Consider the following 20130-nt stretch of genomic DNA (forward strand, 5'->3'; position numbering starts at 1 on the left):
CCCTCCGACAAGGGTGGCGGAGTCGGGTGAATGAACGCCGGGCGTGTGCCTCTGGACGAGCCCGGGCAGCGTTGCCATCTTTCTTATAACGCTCTCTTGTGTGGCTAATCAGCAACACCACATGATGCTCGAAGGAAACAGGCACTACCCATGAACCTCGAGAAATTCACTGACCGCGCCAAGGGCTTCCTCCAGTCGGCGCAGACCGTCGCGATCCGCATGAGCCATCAGCAGATCGGCCCGGAGCATCTGTTGAAGGCGCTGCTGGAAGACGAGCAGGGCATGGCCGCCGGCCTCATCCAGTCCGCCGGTGGCGACGCCCGCCGCGCGGTGACGGAGACCGATGCCGCGCTCGCCCGCATCCCCGCGGTCAGCGGTTCGGGCGCGCAGTCGACGCCGGGGCTCAACAACGATGCCGTGCGCGTGCTCGACCAGGCCGAGCAGATCGCGCAGAAGGCCGGCGACAGCTACGTCACCGTCGAACGCCTGCTGGTCGCCCTCGCGCTGTCGCTCAACACCGCCGCCGGCAAGGCGCTGCAGGCCGCCGGCGTGCGCGCCGATGCGCTCAACACCGCGATCAACGACCTGCGCGGCGGCCGCACCGCCGACACCGCGACGGCCGAGGATCGCTATGACGCTCTGAAGAAGTTTGCCCGCGACCTCACCGAGGCGGCGCGTGACGGCAAGCTCGATCCGGTGATCGGCCGCGACGAGGAAATCCGCCGCACCATCCAGGTCCTCGCCCGCCGCACCAAGAACAATCCCGTACTGATCGGCGAGCCCGGCGTCGGGAAGACCGCCATCGCCGAGGGGCTGGCGCTGCGCATCGCCAATGGCGACGTGCCCGATACGCTGAAGAACAAGACGCTGATGGCGCTCGACATGGGCGCGCTGATCGCCGGAGCAAAATATCGCGGCGAGTTCGAGGAGCGGCTGAAGGGCGTGATCGACGAGGTGAAGGCCGCCGAGGGCGACATCATCCTCTTCATCGACGAAATGCACCAGCTGATCGGCGCCGGCAAATCCGAAGGCGCGATGGACGCGGGCAACCTGCTCAAGCCGGCGCTCGCGCGCGGTGAGCTGCACTGCGTCGGCGCGACCACGCTCGACGAATATCGCAAGTATGTCGAAAAGGACCCCGCGCTGCAGCGGCGCTTCCAGCCGGTGTTCGTCGGCGAGCCGACCGTTGAGGACACGATCTCGATCCTGCGCGGGCTGAAGGAGAAGTACGAGCTTCACCACGGCGTGCGCATCACCGATGGCGCGCTGGTCTCCGCCGCGACGCTGTCGAACCGCTACATCACCGATCGCTTCCTGCCCGACAAGGCGATCGACCTGATGGACGAGGCCGCCAGCCGCATCCGCATGGAGGTGGAATCCAAGCCCGAGGAGATCGAGACGCTCGACCGCCGCATCCTTCGCCTCAAGATCGAGCGCGAGGGGCTGCGCCGCGAGACCGACGAAGCCTCGCAGGACCGGCTCGAGAAGATCGAGGAGGAACTCGCCAATCTCGAGCAGCAGTCCGCCGAGCTGACCCAGCGCTGGCAGTCCGAGAAGGACAAGCTGGCCGGCGAGGCGAAGCTCAAGGAACAGCTCGACGCTGCCCGGCTGGAGCTGGAACAGGCGCAGCGCCAGGGCGATCTCGCCAAGGCGGGTGAGCTTTCCTACGGCCGCATCCCGGCGCTCGAAAAGCAGCTTGCCGAGGCGCAGGGCGCCGCGGCCAATGCGATGCTGCGCGAGGAAGTGACCTCGGAGGATATCGCCGGCGTCGTCGCCCGCTGGACCGGAATCCCGGTCGAGCGGATGATGGAGGGCGAGCGCGACAAGCTCCTCAAGATGGAGGAAGTGATCGGCAAGCGCGTGATCGGCCAGGCCGATGCGGTGCGCGCCGTCTCCACCGCCGTTCGCCGCGCCCGCGCCGGGCTGCAGGATCCGAACCGGCCTCTGGGCTCGTTCCTGTTCCTCGGCCCGACGGGCGTCGGCAAGACCGAGCTGACCAAGGCGCTCGCGGAATTCCTGTTCGACGATCCCAACGCGATGGTGCGCATCGACATGAGCGAGTTCATGGAGAAGCACGCGGTCGCCCGGCTGATCGGCGCCCCTCCCGGCTATGTCGGCTATGAGGAAGGCGGCGTGCTGACCGAGGCGGTGCGGCGCCGGCCCTATCAGGTCGTGCTGTTCGACGAGGTGGAGAAGGCGCATGGCGACGTGTTCAACGTCCTCCTCCAGGTGCTCGACGACGGCCGCCTCACCGACGGCCAGGGCCGCACGGTCGACTTCTCGAACACGCTCATCATCCTGACGTCGAACCTCGGCAGCCAGTATCTCGCCAATCTCGGCGAGGGCGAGGACGTCGAAACGGTCGAGCCGCAGGTGATGGAGATCGTCCGCGCGCACTTCCGCCCGGAATTCCTCAACCGGCTGGACGAGATCATCCTCTTCCACCGGTTGGGTCAGGCGCACATGGGGCCGATCGTCGACATCCAGGTGGCGCGCGTCGGCAAGCTGCTCGCCGATCGCAAGGTCACGCTCGACCTCACCGACGCCGCGCGCGCGTGGCTCGGCCGCGTCGGCTACGATCCGGTCTATGGCGCCCGCCCGCTGAAACGCGCGGTGCAGCGCTATCTGCAGGATCCGCTCGCCGATCTCATCCTGCGCGGCGAAGTGAAGGACGGCAGCACGATCAAGGTCGACGAAGGCGACGGGAAGCTCGTGCTTTCCGTTGCCGGCTGACATTGCAACTTTCTTTTGCTATGCAGCAATCGAACCCTTTGCAGGATCTTGCCTGATGCGCTTCGTGAACTTGGCTCTGGTTGCTTCGCTTCTTGCCACGCCAGTCGTGGCGCAAACCCAGCCGACGAGCGCGGCGCCGGCAACCGAGAAGGGCTCGAAGGACCCGAACCGAATGGTGTGCCGCACTGTGGAGACGACCGGCAGCCGGCTCGGCAGCAAGAAGATCTGCCGCACGGCGGCCGAATGGGTCGAGGTTCAGGCGATCGAACGGCGCGATATCGAGCGGATGCAGGCCGGCCGCGTCAAGAGCAACTGATCGTCAGCCGTCATAGCCCATCCGCTCCACCCACGGGCGCAGGATGGGCATGACGGGGGCGAGCTCGTCGCGATACCGCTGCCAGCGTGCCACCGCGCGCTGGTACAGCGGCTCGGTGACCTGCGCGTAGCTGGCGGTGCGCACCGTGCCGCGCTGCTGCGCCCCGGCGACATTGTCGATGAGCTCTGGCGTATAGTCCGCACCGATGAAGTCGAGCGCCGCGCGCAGCTCTGCCGCGGGATCGGCGACCAGCCGCTCGTAGCGGACGCGATGAACCGTCAGCGGCAACCGCGCCTCCGCCTGCGACCAGGCGGTGAACACCGCATCATAGGTGCGCGCCGCTTCCTCGAGATCGGTGAAGCTCAGCATTGCCTGGTTCGGGCGGAAATTCGCCATGAAGCAGCTTAGCACCACGTCATACGGGTGGCGTTCGACCAGCAGGATGCGCGCCTCCGGGAACAGCCGGTGGATCAGCGGCATGCGCGCCATGTGCAGTGGATGCTTGTCGACCGTGAGGTCCGCCGTCGCGCTCGCCCCCAGATCCTCCACCATCGCCCAGTAGCGCGCGCGCAGATCGGCGAGCGCGTCAGGCGCCAGCGCGGGCACGCTCGCCAGCCCCCCGATCGCCTGTTCCAGCGTCGGGATCATCGGCTGTTCTTCCAGCACCTGTGCGCCCGACAGGCGGCCGACCATCGTGTCGAGCAAGGTCGTCCCCGAACGCGGGAAGCCGACGATGAACAGCGGCGCCGGCCGGTCGGTGGCGGGGCCGTCGACCGTGGGCGGCGCCCAATCGCGCAGCGCCTCGGTCTCGCCGATGATCTTGGCGCGGTAGCTGCCCACCGCTGACGGCCGCGCCGTCTCCCTCACCTTCGCGTTCATCTCGGTGAACAGCGCGAAGGCCGCCTCTGTTTCACCCATTCGATCCGCGATCAGCGCCCGGATGTGTGCGCGGCGATGCGCGCTGATCGTCTCAGGGATGCGCTGCGCATGCGTGGCCGCTTCCTCCAGCCGCCCCCGCCGAAAGGCCGCCCACGCCTCGAGCAGCGCCAGCTCGTCCCCGATCCGCTGCCGCGCGACGGCAATCAGCGCGTCGAGCAGATCGAGCGCATTGTGGTTCTCCAGCAGCAGACCGAGCTCGAGGTAAGCGGCCGGGTCCTCCGGTGCGAGCGTGATCGCGCGGCGCAGCGCCTCCTCGGCGGCATTGACGTCCTCTGCGGCGGCTTCCGCCAGGCCGAGGGCCAGCTGCACCCGGGCATCGTCCGGCTCGATCCGCGCCACGTCGCGCGCCACCCGTCGACGCGCCTCCGGCCGGTCGAGCGCTTCGAGCACCTCGATCAGCGCAAGGTAAAAGTCCGTTCCCTGCCGCCGCTGGGTGATCGCCATCTCCAGCGAGGCGACGGCCGCATCGCCCTCACCCAGCTGCATCTGCGCCTGAGACAAATTTGCCCAGCTGTCCGCGTCCTCGGGCCATGCCGCCACCACGTCGCGGTACAGCGCCGCGGCCGCCAACGCATCGCCGCCTTGCAGCGCGACGAATGCCGCCAGCCGGTCGACCTTCGGTTCGCGCGGCAGCGGCGCGAGCAAATCGGTCACCCGCTCGAGCCGACCCGTCGCGATCAGCGCCTGCGCCAGGTTGAAGCGGGTGGCGCGATCGTCCGGGATAAGGGCATGAAGCGCCTCGAGATGCCCACGCGCAGCCTCCGGATCGCCTGCCCGGCTCGCCAGCATCGCGGCGAAGGCGAGCCGCGGCTCGCTCGGCTGGTCTACGACGGCAGCCTCGGCCTGCTCGCGAGCCTCCGCAATCCGCCCGGCTTGCGCCAGTTGCGCGATGCCGCGCAACACCGTCTCGTCATTGGTCATCGTATTCACTTCGGTTGCGCCACGTCGAACGCGACGGTCAGCCGCTCACCGGCAGCGAAAGGTCGCGTGCCGTGCCACATGGTCGAGGGAAACAGGACGAGCTGGCCCAACTTGGGTTCGATCTCGCGGAAGGGGGCAAGGTCCGGCACCAACGTGTCGCACGCCCCCAGCGTCAGCCATCCATCGCGCTGCTCGCCGCCAAGCGAGGGCGGCAGCGCGACGTAGAGCGCCGAGCTGATCCAGCCATGGCTGTGGACATGATCGGCATGATGCCCGCCATCGGTCAGCCGCACCGACCAGGAGCCGGCGAAGCGGATCGGCGCGCGCGGCCCGGCCAGTAGCGGATGCGCCGCATCGGCTGGCGGCAGTGCGGAGATATAGCGCGACACCGCGCCGCGGATCGCATCGCGCAGGCGAATGATCTCGGGCTCGATCCGCGCCAACAACGGCCCGTCAGTCTGCGTGCCACGCCGCACCGATTGGTCGAGCGGCTGCTCGGCGGCGATGTGCAGCGAACGCAACCGCTCGGCGAGTTCGGTGAGATCGCCGAGCTCGCGGCTGATATCATGCACCTGGACGAACGCGGGATCGCCCTCCAGCCACGCCCAGCGCGGGTCGTCCGTCATCCGCCAGCCAAGCGCCACGTACGGCCACAGGATCCGCCCCCCCGGCGCCCTGGTGCCACGATGCGCGAGCGCCGCCGCCTCGGTGATGCGACCGCGGCGGATCATCGATCGCACGCGCCGCACCAGCGTGCCGGCCTCGACGGTATCGGACAGGCCGTCGAAGTATGCGCCAGCCGCGGCATGATCACCGGCCTCGTCCGCCGCGATCGCCGCGAACAGATCCAGGAATGGCTGCGCGCCGATCGCGCGCCGCGCGGCGGCGACGGTGGCGGTCACGTCCTCGAAGCGCTCGGCGAGCAACAAGGTGGATAGCCAGGCCTGCCACAGTGACGGATTATCCGGCGTGCGCGCTACGGCCTCGCGATAGCTGCGCAGATCATCGGGATCGCCCATCATCCGCCGCAGCCGCGCAAGCGTCGCATGGCCGTCGAGCCACAAAGGCTGCTGCGTGACGATCTGCTCGATCCCGGCAATCGCCCCCGCGGCATCGCGCTCGGCGAACTGTGCGCCGGCCAGCCCGAGGAATAGCGCGCCATCCACGGCCGATAGCCGGCGCGCGAGCAGGAAATCCTCCACCGCCGGCAGCCCGGCCTCAAGCCTGGCGCGCGCCGCGCCATGCGCGATCAGCCCGTCGGTCGGCGCAAGGGATCGTGCGCGCGTCAGCGCGTCGACGGCGATCTTCAGGTCACCGGTATTTCGCGCTGCCAGCCCATAGACCTGCCACAGCCGCGCATCGCGGGAATGGCGTTCCGCGGCGCGACGAAGCAGCGGCACCGCGGCCTCGTCCTGACCCTCGCGCATGGCCAGCAGCCCGGCGCGATAGGCGCCCTCGGCATCATTCGGCACGGCGCGCCGAAGCATCGCAATCGCGTCCCCAGCCGGCGCTTGGGGTAAGGCGGACGTCACGCGCATCACCAGCGTCTTTAACGCCCCCGCCACAAAAGAAAACGGCGGGCATCGCTGCCCGCCGTTCGAGTTCCTGGTTGTGAGTGAGACTTAGAAGTCCAGCGTCACGCCCGTGTAGATGTAACGACCGATGGCGTCGTACACGCCCGGCCAAGTGTTGCCGTTGCACGGACCAGCCGGGCAGTTGGCAGCCGCGGTCAGGCGCGGCGACTTGTCGAGGATGTTGTTCGCACCGAGACGGAAGTTGAAATTGTCCCCAACCTTCGCGGTGAACGACAGGTCGAAGTAGCTCGTCTCTTCCAGACGACGGTTCACCGGGGTGACCGTACCGCCCAGCTCGACAGTGTCGAGCGTCACCGGGCCCATGTAACGCCAGCGGAGCGAGAGACCCATGCCGTTCGGCGCGGTGTAGCTCGCACGCGCCTGGTGGCGCCACTTCGGGTTCGGCGTGCCGCAGATGTTGCCGTACAGGTTCGAGCAGTCATACGGATCCGACACACCCGGATCGGTGATCAGCTCGTCCAGGTACGTACCAACGAAGCTGAGGCCGACGCTGCCGGCTTCGCCAAGCGGCACGGTGTAGCTGGCGTTGACGTCGATACCCTTGGTCGACAGGCCACCGATGTTCTGCGTCGTATCGACAACGTAACCGCCGTTCGACCGCCACAGCGAACCGAACTGGTCACGGTTGATCAGGCCGCAGAAGAACGGGTTCGCGGTCTCGGTGCAGATCTGCAGGGTGGTATCCTGACCGATGCTGCTGACGGCGCCCTCGAGCTTGATGCTGAACCAGTCGACCGACAGCGCGAACCCACGCAGGAAGCGCGGCTGGATGATCACGCCTGCCGTGTAGGTGTCGGCGACTTCCGGCGCGAGGTTCGAGTTGCCGCCGATCAGGCCGTTGTACTGCTCGGACGGATTCGGCGCGACCACCTGGCCAATGGTCAGGCCCTGCGCCAGACAGCCGACGTCAGCTGCCGTGATGGCGAAGCCGGCGCACGGATCAGTCGAGCCGTTCAGCGCGACGCGGTTCGGCGCGAACAGATCCTGGACGGTCGGCGCACGGACGGCGCGATTGTAACCGCCGCGGAAGCGGATGTCGCGGATCGGCGCGAATTCACCCTCGATCTTGTACGTGTCGGTGTTGAACTTGCCACCAGCCGAGTTCTTGTACGACGAATAGCGGTAGCCGCCGGTGAGCGACAGATCGTGGAAGAAGTTGTCCGAAACCAGCGGCAGGCGGACTTCGGTGAACACTTCCTTGACGTCGAAGCTGCCTGCGACCGGCAGCGTCGGCGCGCCCTGACCCGCGAGATCGCCGGTCTGGAACGTCACGTCCGAGAAGAAGTCCAGCTTCTCCTTGCGGTATTCACCACCGATCACAATGCCGAGCCCTTCGTCGGCCCACGGCGACTTCACGCCATACTCGCCCAACGAGCCGCTGATCGAAGCGTTGGCTACCTGCTCGGTGTTGATGCCGCGCTGGAAGCCCGGAACCTGCAGGTAATCGAGCGCCGCAGCGCTGACGCCGCCACCGAAGATGTTGTACGGCACGCAGTTCGGATCGCTGCCGCCAGCCTGAGCCGAACGGCAGATCGGGGTACCGTCCGGTCCCGTGATGACGTCGAGCGCGTTGGTCAGACGGCTCACCGAGAAGTCGTTGAAATACGTCTCGGCGAAGTTGGTGCGGCCATACTGGTAGTAAGCGTCATAGTTCCACGCCGAACCCAGATCGCCGCGAACGCCGGCCACGAAGCGGTAGCTGGTGTGCTGGAGATCGTCACGACGCGGGCCACCTTCAACGTTGCGGCGCAGGATCTGCAGCGCACCGCGATTGTAGGTCCCACCGCTCACCGGATCGGTGAATACGAACGGCGCTTCGCCCGCGATGACCGAATTGTCGGGACGCGTAAGCAGGTTGCCTGGTGCGCACACGATCCCGGCCTGCTGCGGGGACAGCAGCGGGTTGTCGCAGTTGATGGAGAACGTATTGCCGAAGTTGCCCGACGGCGCGATCTGCGCCACGGTACGATCGTCCATGAACATGAACTCGGCGTACGGCTTGATCGCCTCCGAGATCTCGTAGTTCGCGAAGAAACCGGCCGTGTAGCGCTCATCCGGACGCTGGAAGTAGTTCGTCGGCGCGAAGTTGTACGGCGTCGAGCCCGGGATGAAGGTGTTGCCGGGGCCGATCTGCAGGGTCGCATCGTTCGTGAAGAACGTGCCGTTGGCCGAGGTGGCCGAACCGCCGCAGTTGTACCGTCCGAGGCCGGCCGCCTGCTGCGCCGCGGTCGACTGACCGAGCGCGCACGACGAATAATCGCGGCGATCCTGCGTCACCGCGTCGATCTTGCGGTAGCCGGCATAGGCAGTGATGTGGCCGCGGCCGTCATCAAAGCTGGTGCCGAATGCGGCCGACACGTCGACCGTGCCGCCGTCCGCAACCTGCCCACGCGGCGCGCCGAAGCCGCGCGCACCAAGCGCATCACGCACGTCCGAGCCCGCGCGGTTCGTGTGGTTGTAGAACGAATACTGGCCGTCGAGGCGGAAGCCCTCGAAATCGGTATCCATGACGAAGTTGACGACGCCCGTCACCGCGTCCGCGCCGTACACCGACGAGGCGCCGCCCGTCAGCACGTCGACACGCTTGATGATCGAGCCCGGGATCGTGTTGATGTCGGCAGCCGACGAGCTCGGGTCGCCCGGCATCAGGCGGCGGCCGTTGACGAGGACGAGGTTACGCTCCGAACCGAGGCCACGAAGGTTAATCGTCGCGGTGCCGGTCGACGCGTTCGAATAGCCCGAGTTCTGGCCAGCGAACACCTGCGGCAGCGAGTTGACGAGATCCTCGACGCGGGTCGTGCCGGTCTGACGGAGCTCGGCGGAGGTCAGCACCGTGATCGGGCTGGCGCTCTCGAGGTTCGGCGAACGCAGGCGCGAACCGGTGACGACGATGTCGCTCGCACCACCCGAGGTGGCGGGCTCCCCGTCCGACGAGGCCTGATCCAGCTGGCCTTCGATCGGGCCGGTGCCGGCCTGTTCTGCAGTGGACTGGACTTCGGATTGCGCCAGTGCCGGGGTCGCAAGGATTGCGACACCGAACACGACCGGCGCAACACCGCGCAGCAATGCGCTCTTGGTCTTGCTAACCACGTTTCGATTCCTTCCCTCTTTTTCCTGTCCGGGGCCTCCCTCAGCCCAGATTACGGACAGAATAGGCTTTGCTTGCAACGCAGACCTGTCATTGTAAACGTGTGTCAGGGCGGGATGAGGCACAATCACTGTCGCATGTAGCACAATTGCAACAGCACCTAATTACGGGCAAGGAACGGGCGATGGCGGGGCGCTTCACGATCGGATTGTTGCTGGTTTCGCTGCTGGGCTGCGGCCCGGCCGCTGCGCAAGGGGACAAGCGGAAAAGTCCTCCCGAATCCGTGGCAAAGCTTGCGGCATGCCGCCAGATCACGGAGGATACTGCGCGGCTCGCGTGTTTCGACCGCGAAGTGGCTGCCTTCGACGTCGCGGTGCGTGACCGCAAGGTCGCGGTCGTGGATCAGGAGGAAGTGCGCAAGACGAGGCGCACGTTGTTCGGCATTGCCTTGCCCCGGATCAAGCTGTTCGATGATGCGGACGATGGCGAACCGGAGATCAAGCAGCTCACCGCGGTCATCAAGTCCACCAGCCAGGGCGAAGGGGGGCGGATCGTCTTCACGCTGGACGATGGCGCGGTCTGGGCACAGACGGATGACTATCCGGTCTATTATGCGGTAAAGCCCGGCCAGAAGGTGACGATCAAGCGCGGCGCCCTCAGCAGCTATTTCGCCGATTTCGAGAAGACCGTCACCGTTCGCGCCAAGCGGCTGCGTTAATGCACCCAGCCGAGCGCGAAGCAGACACTTTCGCGGCGCGCGGCGATCTTGCCGGGGCAGAACCGTTGCTGGAAAAGGCGCTGGCCGCACAGCCAAATCGCGCCGAAACCTGGTTGAAGCTCGGCTCCGTGCGCCGCGCGCTCGGCAACGCGAGCGGCGCCATGGCTGCCGTCTCCGAAGCGCTGCGGCTCGAACCGTTGAACTTCATGGGGCTGATGAGCCGCGCCCGGCTGAAGGAAAGTGCAGGCGACGCGGTGGAAGCCGCACGCGATTATCTCCGCGCCCTCGCCCAGCTACCGCCCGATCAACCTGTCTCGCCCCATCTGCGCGCGATGGTGGCCCATGCGCAGCGGCAGGGCGAGGCGTTCCGTGATCAGGTCGCGGCGCGGTGGGAGGCCGTGACGCAGGCGGTGCCCGGCCTCGATCCGGACATGCGCAAGCGCGCGCAGCGCTTCACCAGCAATGCGCTCCACCGTACGCGCGTCTACCATTCCGAGCCGACGCACTACCATTATCCAGGGCTCATCGAGCGCGAGTTCCACGATCGAAGCGCCTTCCCGTGGCTGACGCAGCTCGAGGCGCAGACCGACGCGATCCGCGCCGAATATCTCGCCATGCAGCAGCGCGGCGCCGGCGTCGGCCAGCCGTATGTCCAGTACGAGGCCGGCCTGCCGGTGCGGCAATGGGCAGCGCTCAACCACTCGCTTGACTGGACGGCGTTTCACCTGACGCAGAACGGCGGGACGATTTCGGTCAACGCCGATGCCTGCCCCGCCACCATGGCCGCCCTCGCCCCGATCGATCAGCCGCAGGTGAAGGGCCGATCGCCCAACGCAATGTTTTCGCTGCTGAAGCCGCGCACGCGCATTCCGGCGCACACCGGCGTCGCCAATACCCGGTTGGTCTGCCACCTGCCACTGATCGTGCCGGACGGCTGCTGGTTCCGCGTCGGCGCCGAGACGCGGCAGTGGCGGGAGGGCGAGGCATTCGTGTTCGACGACACGATCGAGCATGAGGCCGCGAATGACAGTGATGCGCCGCGCGTCGTGCTGATCTTCGACGTGTGGCACCCGGGCCTTGCTCCGCCCGAGCGCGAGGTCGTGGCCCGGCTGATGGAGGCGGGCGGTCTCGACGAGGGGACGCCGCTCTAGGCGCCTATTGCGGCATCGGCCCGGCGATCAGCAGCGGATCAATCCGCGCGTCGCGCCACTTCATCGCCCAGTGGAGATGCGGTCCCGAGGCACGCCCCGTCGCGCCGATCGCACCCACCACATCGCCCTGTCGCACCCGCGCGCCCAGCGGTACGTCGATCCGCGACAAGTGGAGAAAGGCGCTGTTCAGCCCCATGCCGTGATCGATGATCAGCAGATTGCCCTCGAGCGTGAAGGGCGACGCGGCGGCGAGCGCCACCACGCCATCCGCCGGCGCTTTGACGGGCGTGCCCGCCGGCCGTGCGACGTCGACGCCGGAATGATAGCTCCCCGGCTCACCGCGATAGATGCGCTGCGCCCCGAACAGGCCGGAAATGCGCCCCGTCACGGGCCAGGTGAAGCGCTGGCGCCATCCTTCCACATCCGATGATTGCGAGCGCGCCGCGGCGATCTGCGCCAGCTCGTCCGGTCGGCGGCGCTGGAAGTCCGCGCTCGGCACCGGATATTTCGCCACCCGGTCGAGCCGCTCGATCCGCCAGGCGCGCGGCGCGACGGAAATGCTGCGCGTGACGGTGCGGCCGTCGCGCAACACCGCTTCCAGTGTCGATGTCGGCCCGGCGTCCCGGTCAAATGCAACGACGAACCGGCCGTCCGCCGCCACCGGCACTGCCTCGCCATCCTTGCGCAGTTGCGTGGTTCCGGTGGGCGCCGCGCCGAGCAGCAGCCCGCCCTGGCTGGCGGTGCCGTCGATCCTGATCGCCGCGGGCGGCAAGGGAGCCTCAGGCGCGGGCGCGGCAGCCGGCAAAGCGCGAGGTGGTGGCGGCGGTGAAGCAGGCGCCACCGCCGGCGCCATCGCCGGGGGCGCCACGCAGCCCGCGATCATCACCAGGAGCGCGCCCGCCACCAGCGCCCGCACCGTCATTTCGGCGCCATCGCCTCCGATGCCAGGGCAGCGCTGGCGAAGGCACGCTGGGTCGCCACGTCCCAATAGCGCAGATCCTCGATCGGGATTCGCGCCCCGCTGATCGCGCAGGTCACATGGTCCCCCGGCGTTAGCACGCGAAAGCCATTGGCCATGTAATGAAGCCGCGCGGGGCGATCGGTATTCGACATCAGCATTCGTTCGTCTTTCACTCTAGCCGACTATAGCAACGTCGGCTGATCGGCTTTGGTGCCCGAATAGGCCCGCCCCCGGGCACCCTCAACCTTCGCATCGACCGTCCCGTCGGCGAACTTGAGCGTCAGCGCTCCTGCCGCGCGCGCCGCCGCCGCGCTGGTAAGCGTGCCCCCGCCGCGCGCCGTGACGCGGGCATAGCCGCGCGCCAGCGGCGCATCGGGATCGACCGATGCGAGCAGCCGGCCGAGATCCTCCAGCCGCTGCCGCGCGCCCTCGATGCGCCGCGCGAGCAGGGCGGGCCGAAGCACCGCCGCGGTACGATCCAGTTCGCCGCGGGCACGCACCACCCGACGCTCCAGACCGCGATCGAGCCGCCCGCCAAGGTCGTCGAGCCGCTGGCGTTGCGGACCCAGCAGCCGGTCGCGCGACGGCAGGTGCCGCGCCAGCGCTGCCAGCCGCTCCCCGCCACGCTCGACATAGCGCCGCGCGCAACGCTCCATTCGCTGCCCCTGCGCCGCCACCGCCAGCCGGATGTCGGCAAGCACCGGCACGGCAAGCTCGGCGGCAGCGGTGGGCGTCGGCGCGCGCAGATCGGCGGCATAGTCGCACAGCGTGGTGTCAGTCTCGTGCCCGACGGCGGAGATGATCGGGATCGAGCAGGCGGCGACGGCGCGCACCACGGCTTCCTCGTTGAACGCCCACAGATCCTCGATCGAACCGCCGCCGCGCGCGACGATGACGAGATCGGGCCTCAGATCCTCCGGCAGCGCATCGAACCCACGCACCGCCGCCGCGACTTCCGCCGCCGCGCCCTCGCCCTGCACCTTCACAGGCCAGACCAGCAGGTGGCTGGGGCAACGATCCTCCAGCCGGTGGATGATGTCGCGGATCACCGCCCCGGTGGGCGAGGTGACGACGCCGATCCGCCGCGGCAGGAAGGGCAGTGGGCGGCGCGTCTTGGATTTAGCGAACAGACCCTCGGCATCGAACCGCGCCTTGTTGCGCTCCAGCAGCGCCATCAGTGCGCCGGCGCCGGCCAGTTCCATCCGCTCGATGATGATCTGATATTTGGAGCGGCCCGGATAGGTCGTCAGCCGGCCGGTCGCGATCACCTCGATCCCGTCTTCCGGGCGAAAGGCGAGGCTTGCCGCCTGTCCCTTCCAGATGACGCCGTCGATCACCGCGGCATCATCCTTCAGGCACAGATAGCAATGGCCCGACGCAACGCGCTTGTAGCCGGAAATCTCGCCGCGCAGGCGCACATGGCCGAATTCGCCCTCCACGAAGCGCTTCAGCTTGGCCGACAGTTCGCCGACCGACATCGCGGCTGCGTTGTCCCCCGGGACAGGGTCCGCTACGAGCCGCGCCGGAACATCGAAGAAGGGGTCGGGCATGAACGTCCTGCTGATCGGATCGGGCGGGCGCGAGCACGCTCTGGCATGGAAACTCGCGCAATCTGAGCATCTAGATACGCTCTATGCTGCCCCCGGCAACCCCGGGATCGCGCAGCACGCGACCATCGCGGCACTGGATACGGCGGATCACCGCGCCGTGATCGATTTCGTGCGCCGGAACGCCATCGGCCTTGTTGTCGTGGGGCCGGAGGTGCCGCTCGTGGCGGGGCTTGCCGACAATATCCGCACCATCGGCGTGCCGGTTTTCGGCCCGGGGCGTGAGGCCGCGCGGCTCGAAGGATCGAAGGGCTTCACCAAGGATCTGTGCGCCCGCGTCGGCATCCCGACTGCGCGCTATTTTCGCGTCACCTCACGCGATGGCGCGATCGCCTGCCTCGATGACTTCGCCACCGGCGCTGATCTTCGCTGCGTGATCAAGGCAGATGGCCTCGCCGCGGGCAAGGGCGTCGTCGTCGCGATGAGCCGCGCCGAAGCGGAAGAGGCGATCCACGCGCTGTTCGCCGAGGGCCCGGCCGAGGCGGTAATCGAGGAATTCCTGGAGGGCCAGGAGGCGAGCCTTTTCGTCCTGTCCGACGGCACGGTCACCGCCAGCTTCGGCAGCGCGCAGGATCACAAGCGCGTCGGTGACGGCGATACCGGGCCGAACACCGGCGGCATGGGCGCCTATTCTCCCGCCGCGGTGCTGACGCCCGAACTGGAAGAGCAGGCGCTGGGCGAGATCGTCCGCCCGACGATCGACGCGCTCGCCGCTGCCGGCACGCCGTACGTCGGCGTGCTCTACGCCGGGCTGATGCTGACCGCGGATGGCCCCAAGCTGATCGAATACAACGTGCGCTTCGGCGATCCCGAATGCCAGGTGCTGATGGCGCGCTTCGAGGGCGACCTCCTCGAAACGCTGCTGGCGGTGGCCGAAGGGCGGCTTGCCGACCTGCCGGAGCCGGCCTTCGCCGATAATGTCGCGCTGACCGTGGTGATGGCCGCCAACGGCTATCCCGGGACGCCGGAGACGGGCGGCACCATCACCGGCATCGACGCCGCGGAGGCGACCGGCGCAATCGTGTTCCAGGCCGGCACGCGCGATGACGGTGGCAAGCTCGTCGCCGCCGGCGGCCGCGTGCTTGCGGTGACGGCAACCGGCGAGAGCGTCGCCGAGGCACAGGCCGCCGCTTATAAGGCGGTCGACGCGATCGACTTCCCGACCGGCTTCTGCCGCCGTGACATCGGCTGGCGGGCGATCGGCTAGATGGCACCCGGCAATCCCTCACCCCCGTTGCGGGAACCATGTGCCGTCCCTAAGGCTTGGCGCTCGGCGTAGCGGAGCGTTTCATGGAGCCTACCTCAACGGACGGCACGTTGGTCACGATCGTGCTGGCGATCATTGCCCTGCTGGGCGTGCTGACAGTGGTCGCGATCATCGTCGGTGCGCGCAAGAAGCGGCTGCGTGCGGCCGCCGATCGCAGCGAACAGGAACGCCTGGCGCGCAGTGCCAAGCGGCCGACGCCGGTGCGCCCCTCTTCGACGCGCCCAGGCACGCGCGCTGCGCCGGCCCCCATTGCCGGTGCGCCGGATCAGCCGGCACCGGTGGCGCCGCCCCCCGTGGCGCCGACCGCGCTGGACAGCGCGGCGCTCGGCACTGCCCCCGCACCCGCGCCGGTCACGCCGCCCCCGCCGCCGCTCACCGATCTGCCGGAAGTGATGCCCGCCGCGCCGGAGCAGCCGGCCGAGCCGATGCCACTCGCCGACGAGCCGATCGCCGCCGCCGCGCCGCTTGATGCGTCGCCCGCCGCCGAAGCACAGCCGCCGCAGCAGAAACCGCCGGTCGAAGCGCCGCCTCCGCCGCCTGCCGCGCCCGCAGCCCCTGTCGGCCCGCCGCCGGGTGAGGCGCCGGTCACCACGATCAAGGGCCTCGGGCCAAAGGTCGCCGGACGGCTCGCGGAACTCGGCATCCACACGGTCGGGGATCTTGCCGCGCTCGACCAGCGCGCCGCGGAGGATCTGGACGCGCGCCTCGGGCCGTTTACCGGCCGCATGGGCCGTGATCGCTGGCTCGAACAGGCGCAGCTCCTCGCCAGCGGCGACATCAAGACGTTCGAGGAGCGGTTCGGGAAGCTCTGAGGGCTGATCCGGATCGATTGACGGCCGCGCCGGCGCCGCGCAAGGCGCGGAACATGCGCTTCTTCTCGGACAACGCCGCCCCCGTCCACCCTGCCGTGCTCTCCGCAATGGCAGAGGCGGATGTGCTCGACACCGCTTACGACGGCGATCGCTGGTCAAAAGCGCTCGACGAGCGGCTGTCCGAGCTGTTCGAGACGCAAGTCGAGGCCTTGTGGGTGCCGAGCGGCACGGCGGCCAATTGCCTCGCGCTCGCCGCGCTGTGCCCGCCGCACGGCGCGGTGCTGTGCCACCATGACGCGCATATCCAGAACGACGAATGCGGCGCGCCGGAATTCTACACCCATGGCGCCAAGCTGCTGCTCGCGGAGGGCGCCGGCGCGAAGCTGACGCCGGAGACGCTCGCCGCGCTGCTCGGCACGATCCGCAACGACGTGCACCAGGTGCAGCCGCACGCCATCTCGATCACCAACGCGACCGAATATGGCCTGGTCTATTCCCCCGACGAGGTGGCGGCGATCGGCGCGCTGGCGGCGGACCGCGGCCTCGCGCTGCACATGGACGGCGCGCGCTGTGCCAATGCGCTGGTCCACGCCGGTTGCTCGCCCGCGGACATGACGTGGCGGGCAGGCGTCACCGCGCTCAGCTTCGGCTTCGTCAAGAACGGCGGGATGAACGCCGAAGCGCTGGTGTTCTTCAAGCCCGGGCTGGTCGAGGCGACGCGTTATCGCCGCAAGCGCGCCGGGCTGCTCTTCTCCAAGGGCCGCTATCTCGCGGCGCAGATCCTGGCGCTGCTCGAGGAGGACCGCTGGCTGGCGAATGCCCGCGCGGCCAATGAAGGCGCGGCGCTGATCGCCGCCGCAGCGGGCACGCGGCTGGTCCACCCGGTCGAGGCGAACGAGGTGTTCCTGCGCGTTTCACCCGACGAAGCGGCATCGCTGCGCGCGAAGGGCTTCGACTTCTACGACTGGGGCGTCGGCGAGGCGCGGCTCGTCATTTCGTGGAACCAGCGCGCGGAGGATATCCGCCCGCTGGCCGAGGCGATCGCAGCGCTCGGCTAGGCGCTTCACCCGCCGCCCGATCCGCTCTACGCGGCGCCATGACCACCGCCCCGCCGCCGCAATCGACTCGCGCCCGCGTGCTGATCCCGTTCGGGATCGTCACGCTGATCTGGGGATCGACCTGGCTGGTGATCCGCGATCAGCTGGGCGTGGTGCCGCCGTCCTGGTCGGTCAGCTACCGCTTCCTCGTCGCCGGCGCGGTGCTGCTCGCCTGGGCGCTGATCCGGCGCGAACCCGGCCGGCTGGACGCACGCGGCTATGCCTTTGCCGCCGCGCTCGGCCTTGCGCAGTTCGTGCTGAACTTCAACTTCGTCTACCGCGCGGAGCAGTTCATCACCTCCGGCCTCGTCGCCGTCGTCTTCGCGCTGCTGCTGATCCCCAATTCCCTGTTCGGCCGCATCTTCCTTGGCCAGCGCTTGGGGCGGCAGCTGGTGATCGGATCGGCCATCGCCATGGCCGGCGTCGCCTTGCTCTTCGTCCATGAGATCCGCAGCGATCCCAAGGGGCCGACTGCCTCACTGGTCGGCATCGGCCTGACGTTATGCGCGATCCTCTCCGCCTCCAGCGCCAATGTGATGCAGGGAACCGAGGTGGCGCGCGCTTACCCCATGCTGCGCACCACCGCGATCGCGATGCTGCTGGGCGGCGCGTTTGACGCGGCCTGGGCGTGGATGACGGTCGGCGCACCAGTGATGGAATGGCGGCTCGGCTATATCGCCGGGATCCTGTACCTCGGCATCTTCGCCTCGGCGCTCGCCTTCCCGCTCTATTTCGGCGTGATCCGCATCATTGGGCCGGCGAAATCGGCCTATTCCAGCGTCATCGTGCCGGTGATCGCGATGGCACTGTCGACGATGTTCGAAGGCTATCGCTGGTCGCTGCTCGCCGCGGGCGGCGCAGCGCTCGCCGCCGCCGGGCTGGTGGTGGCGCTCACCGCACGCAGGCCCAACCGGTAGTCGGGATAGAGCGGCGTCCAGCCGAGTACCCGCTTGGCCTTGCCGTTCGCGACGCGCCGGTTCTCGGCATAGAAAGCGCGCGCCTGGGGTGACAGGCTGTCCAGCGGCACGATCGGCGGCGGCGGCCGCCCGAGCAGCGCCGCCGCATAGTCGATCACATCATCCTGGCTCGACGGATAATCGTCAGCGAGATTGTACGCCCCCGCCGGCGCGGTGAACCCCGCCACCACGCCGCGCGCGATGTCGTGGACATGGACACGGCTGAACACCTGGCCGACGAGCCCCGTGCGATGCGCCTTGCCCGCCGCGACGCGGTCGAGCGCAGATCGGCCGGGACCGTAGATGCCGGGAAGCCGGAAGACGCGCGCGCCGAGTGCCAGCCACGCCGCGTCGGCCGCATTCCGCGGTGCGCGCCGCCCGGTGATCGGCGCGCTTTCGTCCACCCACGCGCCACCCGCGTCGCCATAGACCCCGGTGGAGGAGAGATAGCCGAGCCACCTCCCCTCCAGCAGCGCGCCGTATTGCACCAGCACCGGATCGTCGGCACCATCGGGCGGCACGGAGGAGAGGACGTGCGTTGACGCCGCAATCCCCGCTCGCACCGCATCATCATCGTCGAAGCGGATCGTGCCGCCGCGCCCGTCGCGCGTCGTGGCGAGCACCGGGCCGCCCGCGGCATCGGCGATCGCACTGGCGGCATAGCCGAGCCCGAAGATGAAGAGCCGGCTCACTTCGCGAGCGTTGGCTTGGCCATGGTGGCGCCGGGCACGTGATCTTTCTTCCACTGCATCGACATCCGAACGCGCGTCGCGCCCGAAGGGTGATCGAAGAACACGAATTCCTCGAATCTGCCCGGCTCGAGCTTCCGATATTCCGACAATCGGATCGCCGCGGTGGCAAAGCCATCCGGCGCGCGCGCGGCGTCGAGGCCGAAGCGATCGGCCTCGCTCTCGCTCGAGCGGATCACCGTGCTGATGTACGGTGTCGCCAGTGCGGCCAGCACGCTCGCGACCGCCAGCAGCAGCGGCGCGCCGGCGGGGTCCGCCACGTCACGCACGCCCCAGCGCGCGTGGCGCGCGATCAGCCGCGGCGCAATCCGCGAAAGCGCCAGGAAGACGACCACCACGAACAGGCCGAACCACAGGAGCAGCCACCAGATGTGGCCGAGCACATAATGGCCCATCTCGTGCCCCATCACCGCGGCGACCTCATCGGGCGGGGTGCGGTTGAGCAGATTATCGTTCAGCGCGATGCGGATCGTGGGGCCGAGCCCCGCGACGTTGGCGGAGATCCGCTTCGACTGGCGCGACTCGTCCGCGACGTAGATGTGTTCGGCGGGAATGCCGTTCGCCTTTGCCATCGCCACGATCCGGTCGCGCAGCGGGCCGGCGGGCATTTCGGTATAGCGGTTGAACAGCGGCTCGATGAACACCGGCCCCAGCAACAGCCCGATGGTGAGGAAAGCGATCACCACCCCCGCGCCGATGGCCCACCAGGCGCGACGGAACCGGCGGATGACGGCGTAGATCGCGGTGAACAGCAACGCATTCACCACCAGCGACACGCCCAGCATCTTCAGCTGATCGATGAACCAGGCACCGAACGTCTGGCTCATCAGGTCATATTGCGCCTCGCGCACGAAGTCGGTGTAGATCGTCCACGGCAGGAACAGCAGGAAGCTGACGAGCGTGAAGAGCACGCCGTAAAGGCCGGGAACCAGCCAGCGGCGCTTCACCCGGCGTTCGGCGAGTTCGCGCATCCGCGCCGAGAAGCCGCTGGCGAGCAGCGCGCCATAGACCAGCACCGCAACCACGGCATTCCACAGGATCAGCCAGTACCCGCCCTCGAAATAGGCGTCCGACTTCGCCCGTGCGGGCCCCTGCAGAAGATCGAGGTAGGCGCGGGTGGCCGCGTCGACATCGAAGCCCGGATTGGCCACTTGCGCCTGCGCGATGGCAGGCAGCAGCGCCGCTGCCCCCAGCAGCGCTGCCCCGATTGCCTTCCTCAT

The 20130-nt window shown here is 68.4% G+C and carries 16 protein-coding genes; 8 read left to right on the forward strand and 8 right to left on the reverse strand.

Translation table 11 applies throughout. The annotated features are described in order from the left end of the window. Window positions 1-150: 150 nt before the first annotated feature. Together clpB and ACH0AE_RS13920 are read left to right on the forward strand one after the other, a co-directional pair. Entirely contained in the window at window positions 151-2733 is a 2583-nt protein-coding gene (gene clpB, locus ACH0AE_RS13915; RefSeq protein WP_406875816.1) for an ATP-dependent chaperone ClpB, read from the forward strand. A 55-nt stretch (window positions 2734-2788) separates the two neighbouring features. Beyond that, complete coding sequence (locus ACH0AE_RS13920) at window positions 2789-3049, forward strand: hypothetical protein (protein ID WP_294444175.1); 261 nt, start codon at window positions 2789-2791, stop codon at window positions 3047-3049. A 3-nt stretch (window positions 3050-3052) separates the two neighbouring features. Here the strand turns inward: ACH0AE_RS13920 and ACH0AE_RS13925 are convergent, their stop codons facing one another. The 3 genes from ACH0AE_RS13925 to ACH0AE_RS13935 all read right to left on the reverse strand — a co-directional run bounded on the left by ACH0AE_RS13925 (window position 3053) and on the right by ACH0AE_RS13935 (window position 9594). Continuing rightward, window positions 3053-4909, reverse strand: coding sequence for a tetratricopeptide repeat-containing sulfotransferase family protein (locus ACH0AE_RS13925; protein WP_294444177.1), 1857 nt, complete (start codon window positions 4907-4909; stop codon window positions 3053-3055). A gap of 5 nt (window positions 4910-4914) precedes the next feature. Beyond that, window positions 4915-6396 (reverse strand): putative 2OG-Fe(II) oxygenase, encoded by a 1482-nt coding sequence (locus tag ACH0AE_RS13930; RefSeq protein ID WP_406875817.1) that lies wholly within the window; start codon window positions 6394-6396, stop codon window positions 4915-4917. A gap of 135 nt (window positions 6397-6531) precedes the next feature. Next, a complete protein-coding gene (locus tag ACH0AE_RS13935) occupies window positions 6532-9594 on the reverse strand; it encodes a TonB-dependent receptor domain-containing protein (RefSeq protein ID WP_294444173.1) in 3063 nt (1020 codons plus the stop codon). A gap of 182 nt (window positions 9595-9776) precedes the next feature. Between ACH0AE_RS13935 and ACH0AE_RS13940 the strand changes: the two genes are divergently transcribed. Together ACH0AE_RS13940 and ACH0AE_RS13945 are read left to right on the forward strand one after the other, a co-directional pair. After that, window positions 9777-10310 (forward strand): hypothetical protein, encoded by a 534-nt coding sequence (locus ACH0AE_RS13940; RefSeq protein WP_294444172.1) that lies wholly within the window; start codon window positions 9777-9779, stop codon window positions 10308-10310. Continuing rightward, on the forward strand, window positions 10310-11461 hold the full coding sequence (locus ACH0AE_RS13945; RefSeq protein ID WP_406875818.1) for an aspartyl/asparaginyl beta-hydroxylase domain-containing protein: 1152 nt from the start codon (window positions 10310-10312) through the stop codon (window positions 11459-11461). The genes ACH0AE_RS13940 and ACH0AE_RS13945 overlap by 1 nt, the downstream gene beginning before the upstream one ends. 4 nt (window positions 11462-11465) lie before the next feature. Here the strand turns inward: ACH0AE_RS13945 and ACH0AE_RS13950 are convergent, their stop codons facing one another. From ACH0AE_RS13950 to xseA, 3 genes are read right to left on the reverse strand one after another with little or no spacing between them, the layout of a single operon-like run. Further along, window positions 11466-12383, reverse strand: coding sequence for a M23 family metallopeptidase (locus ACH0AE_RS13950; RefSeq protein ID WP_294444170.1), 918 nt, complete (start codon window positions 12381-12383; stop codon window positions 11466-11468). Then, window positions 12380-12580, reverse strand: a complete 201-nt coding sequence (locus ACH0AE_RS13955) for a DUF2093 domain-containing protein (protein WP_294444169.1) — start codon at window positions 12578-12580, stop codon at window positions 12380-12382. The genes ACH0AE_RS13950 and ACH0AE_RS13955 overlap by 4 nt, the downstream gene beginning before the upstream one ends. Window positions 12581-12604: 24 nt before the next feature. Further along, window positions 12605-13972 (reverse strand): exodeoxyribonuclease VII large subunit, encoded by a 1368-nt coding sequence (gene xseA / locus ACH0AE_RS13960; protein WP_294444167.1) that lies wholly within the window; start codon window positions 13970-13972, stop codon window positions 12605-12607. Between xseA and purD the strand changes: the two genes are divergently transcribed. The 4 genes from purD to ACH0AE_RS13980 all read left to right on the forward strand — a co-directional run bounded on the left by purD (window position 13971) and on the right by ACH0AE_RS13980 (window position 18122). Next, window positions 13971-15236, forward strand: coding sequence for a phosphoribosylamine--glycine ligase (purD, locus tag ACH0AE_RS13965; protein ID WP_406875819.1), 1266 nt, complete (start codon window positions 13971-13973; stop codon window positions 15234-15236). The two genes, xseA and purD, sit on opposite strands and share 2 nt — an antisense overlap. An 83-nt stretch (window positions 15237-15319) precedes the next feature. Beyond that, window positions 15320-16108, forward strand: coding sequence for a hypothetical protein (locus ACH0AE_RS13970; RefSeq protein ID WP_294444164.1), 789 nt, complete (start codon window positions 15320-15322; stop codon window positions 16106-16108). Window positions 16109-16161: 53 nt separating this feature from the next. After that, a complete protein-coding gene (locus ACH0AE_RS13975; protein ID WP_294444163.1) occupies window positions 16162-17166 on the forward strand; it encodes a low specificity L-threonine aldolase in 1005 nt (334 codons plus the stop codon). 38 nt (window positions 17167-17204) lie between these two features. Beyond that, window positions 17205-18122 (forward strand): DMT family transporter, encoded by a 918-nt coding sequence (locus tag ACH0AE_RS13980; protein ID WP_294444162.1) that lies wholly within the window; start codon window positions 17205-17207, stop codon window positions 18120-18122. Here ACH0AE_RS13980 and ACH0AE_RS13985 read toward each other — a convergent pair. After that, window positions 18032-18853, reverse strand: coding sequence for an NAD(P)-dependent oxidoreductase (locus ACH0AE_RS13985; RefSeq protein WP_294444161.1), 822 nt, complete (start codon window positions 18851-18853; stop codon window positions 18032-18034). The genes ACH0AE_RS13980 and ACH0AE_RS13985 overlap by 91 nt on opposite strands. Next, window positions 18850-20130, reverse strand: a complete 1281-nt coding sequence (locus ACH0AE_RS13990) for a M48 family metallopeptidase (RefSeq protein ID WP_294444160.1) — start codon at window positions 20128-20130, stop codon at window positions 18850-18852. The genes ACH0AE_RS13985 and ACH0AE_RS13990 overlap by 4 nt, the downstream gene beginning before the upstream one ends.

It is taken from the genome of Sphingomonas sp. 179-A 2A2 NHS, from assembly GCF_045371305.1.
Taxonomy (GTDB): Bacteria; Pseudomonadota; Alphaproteobacteria; order Sphingomonadales; family Sphingomonadaceae; genus Sphingomonas.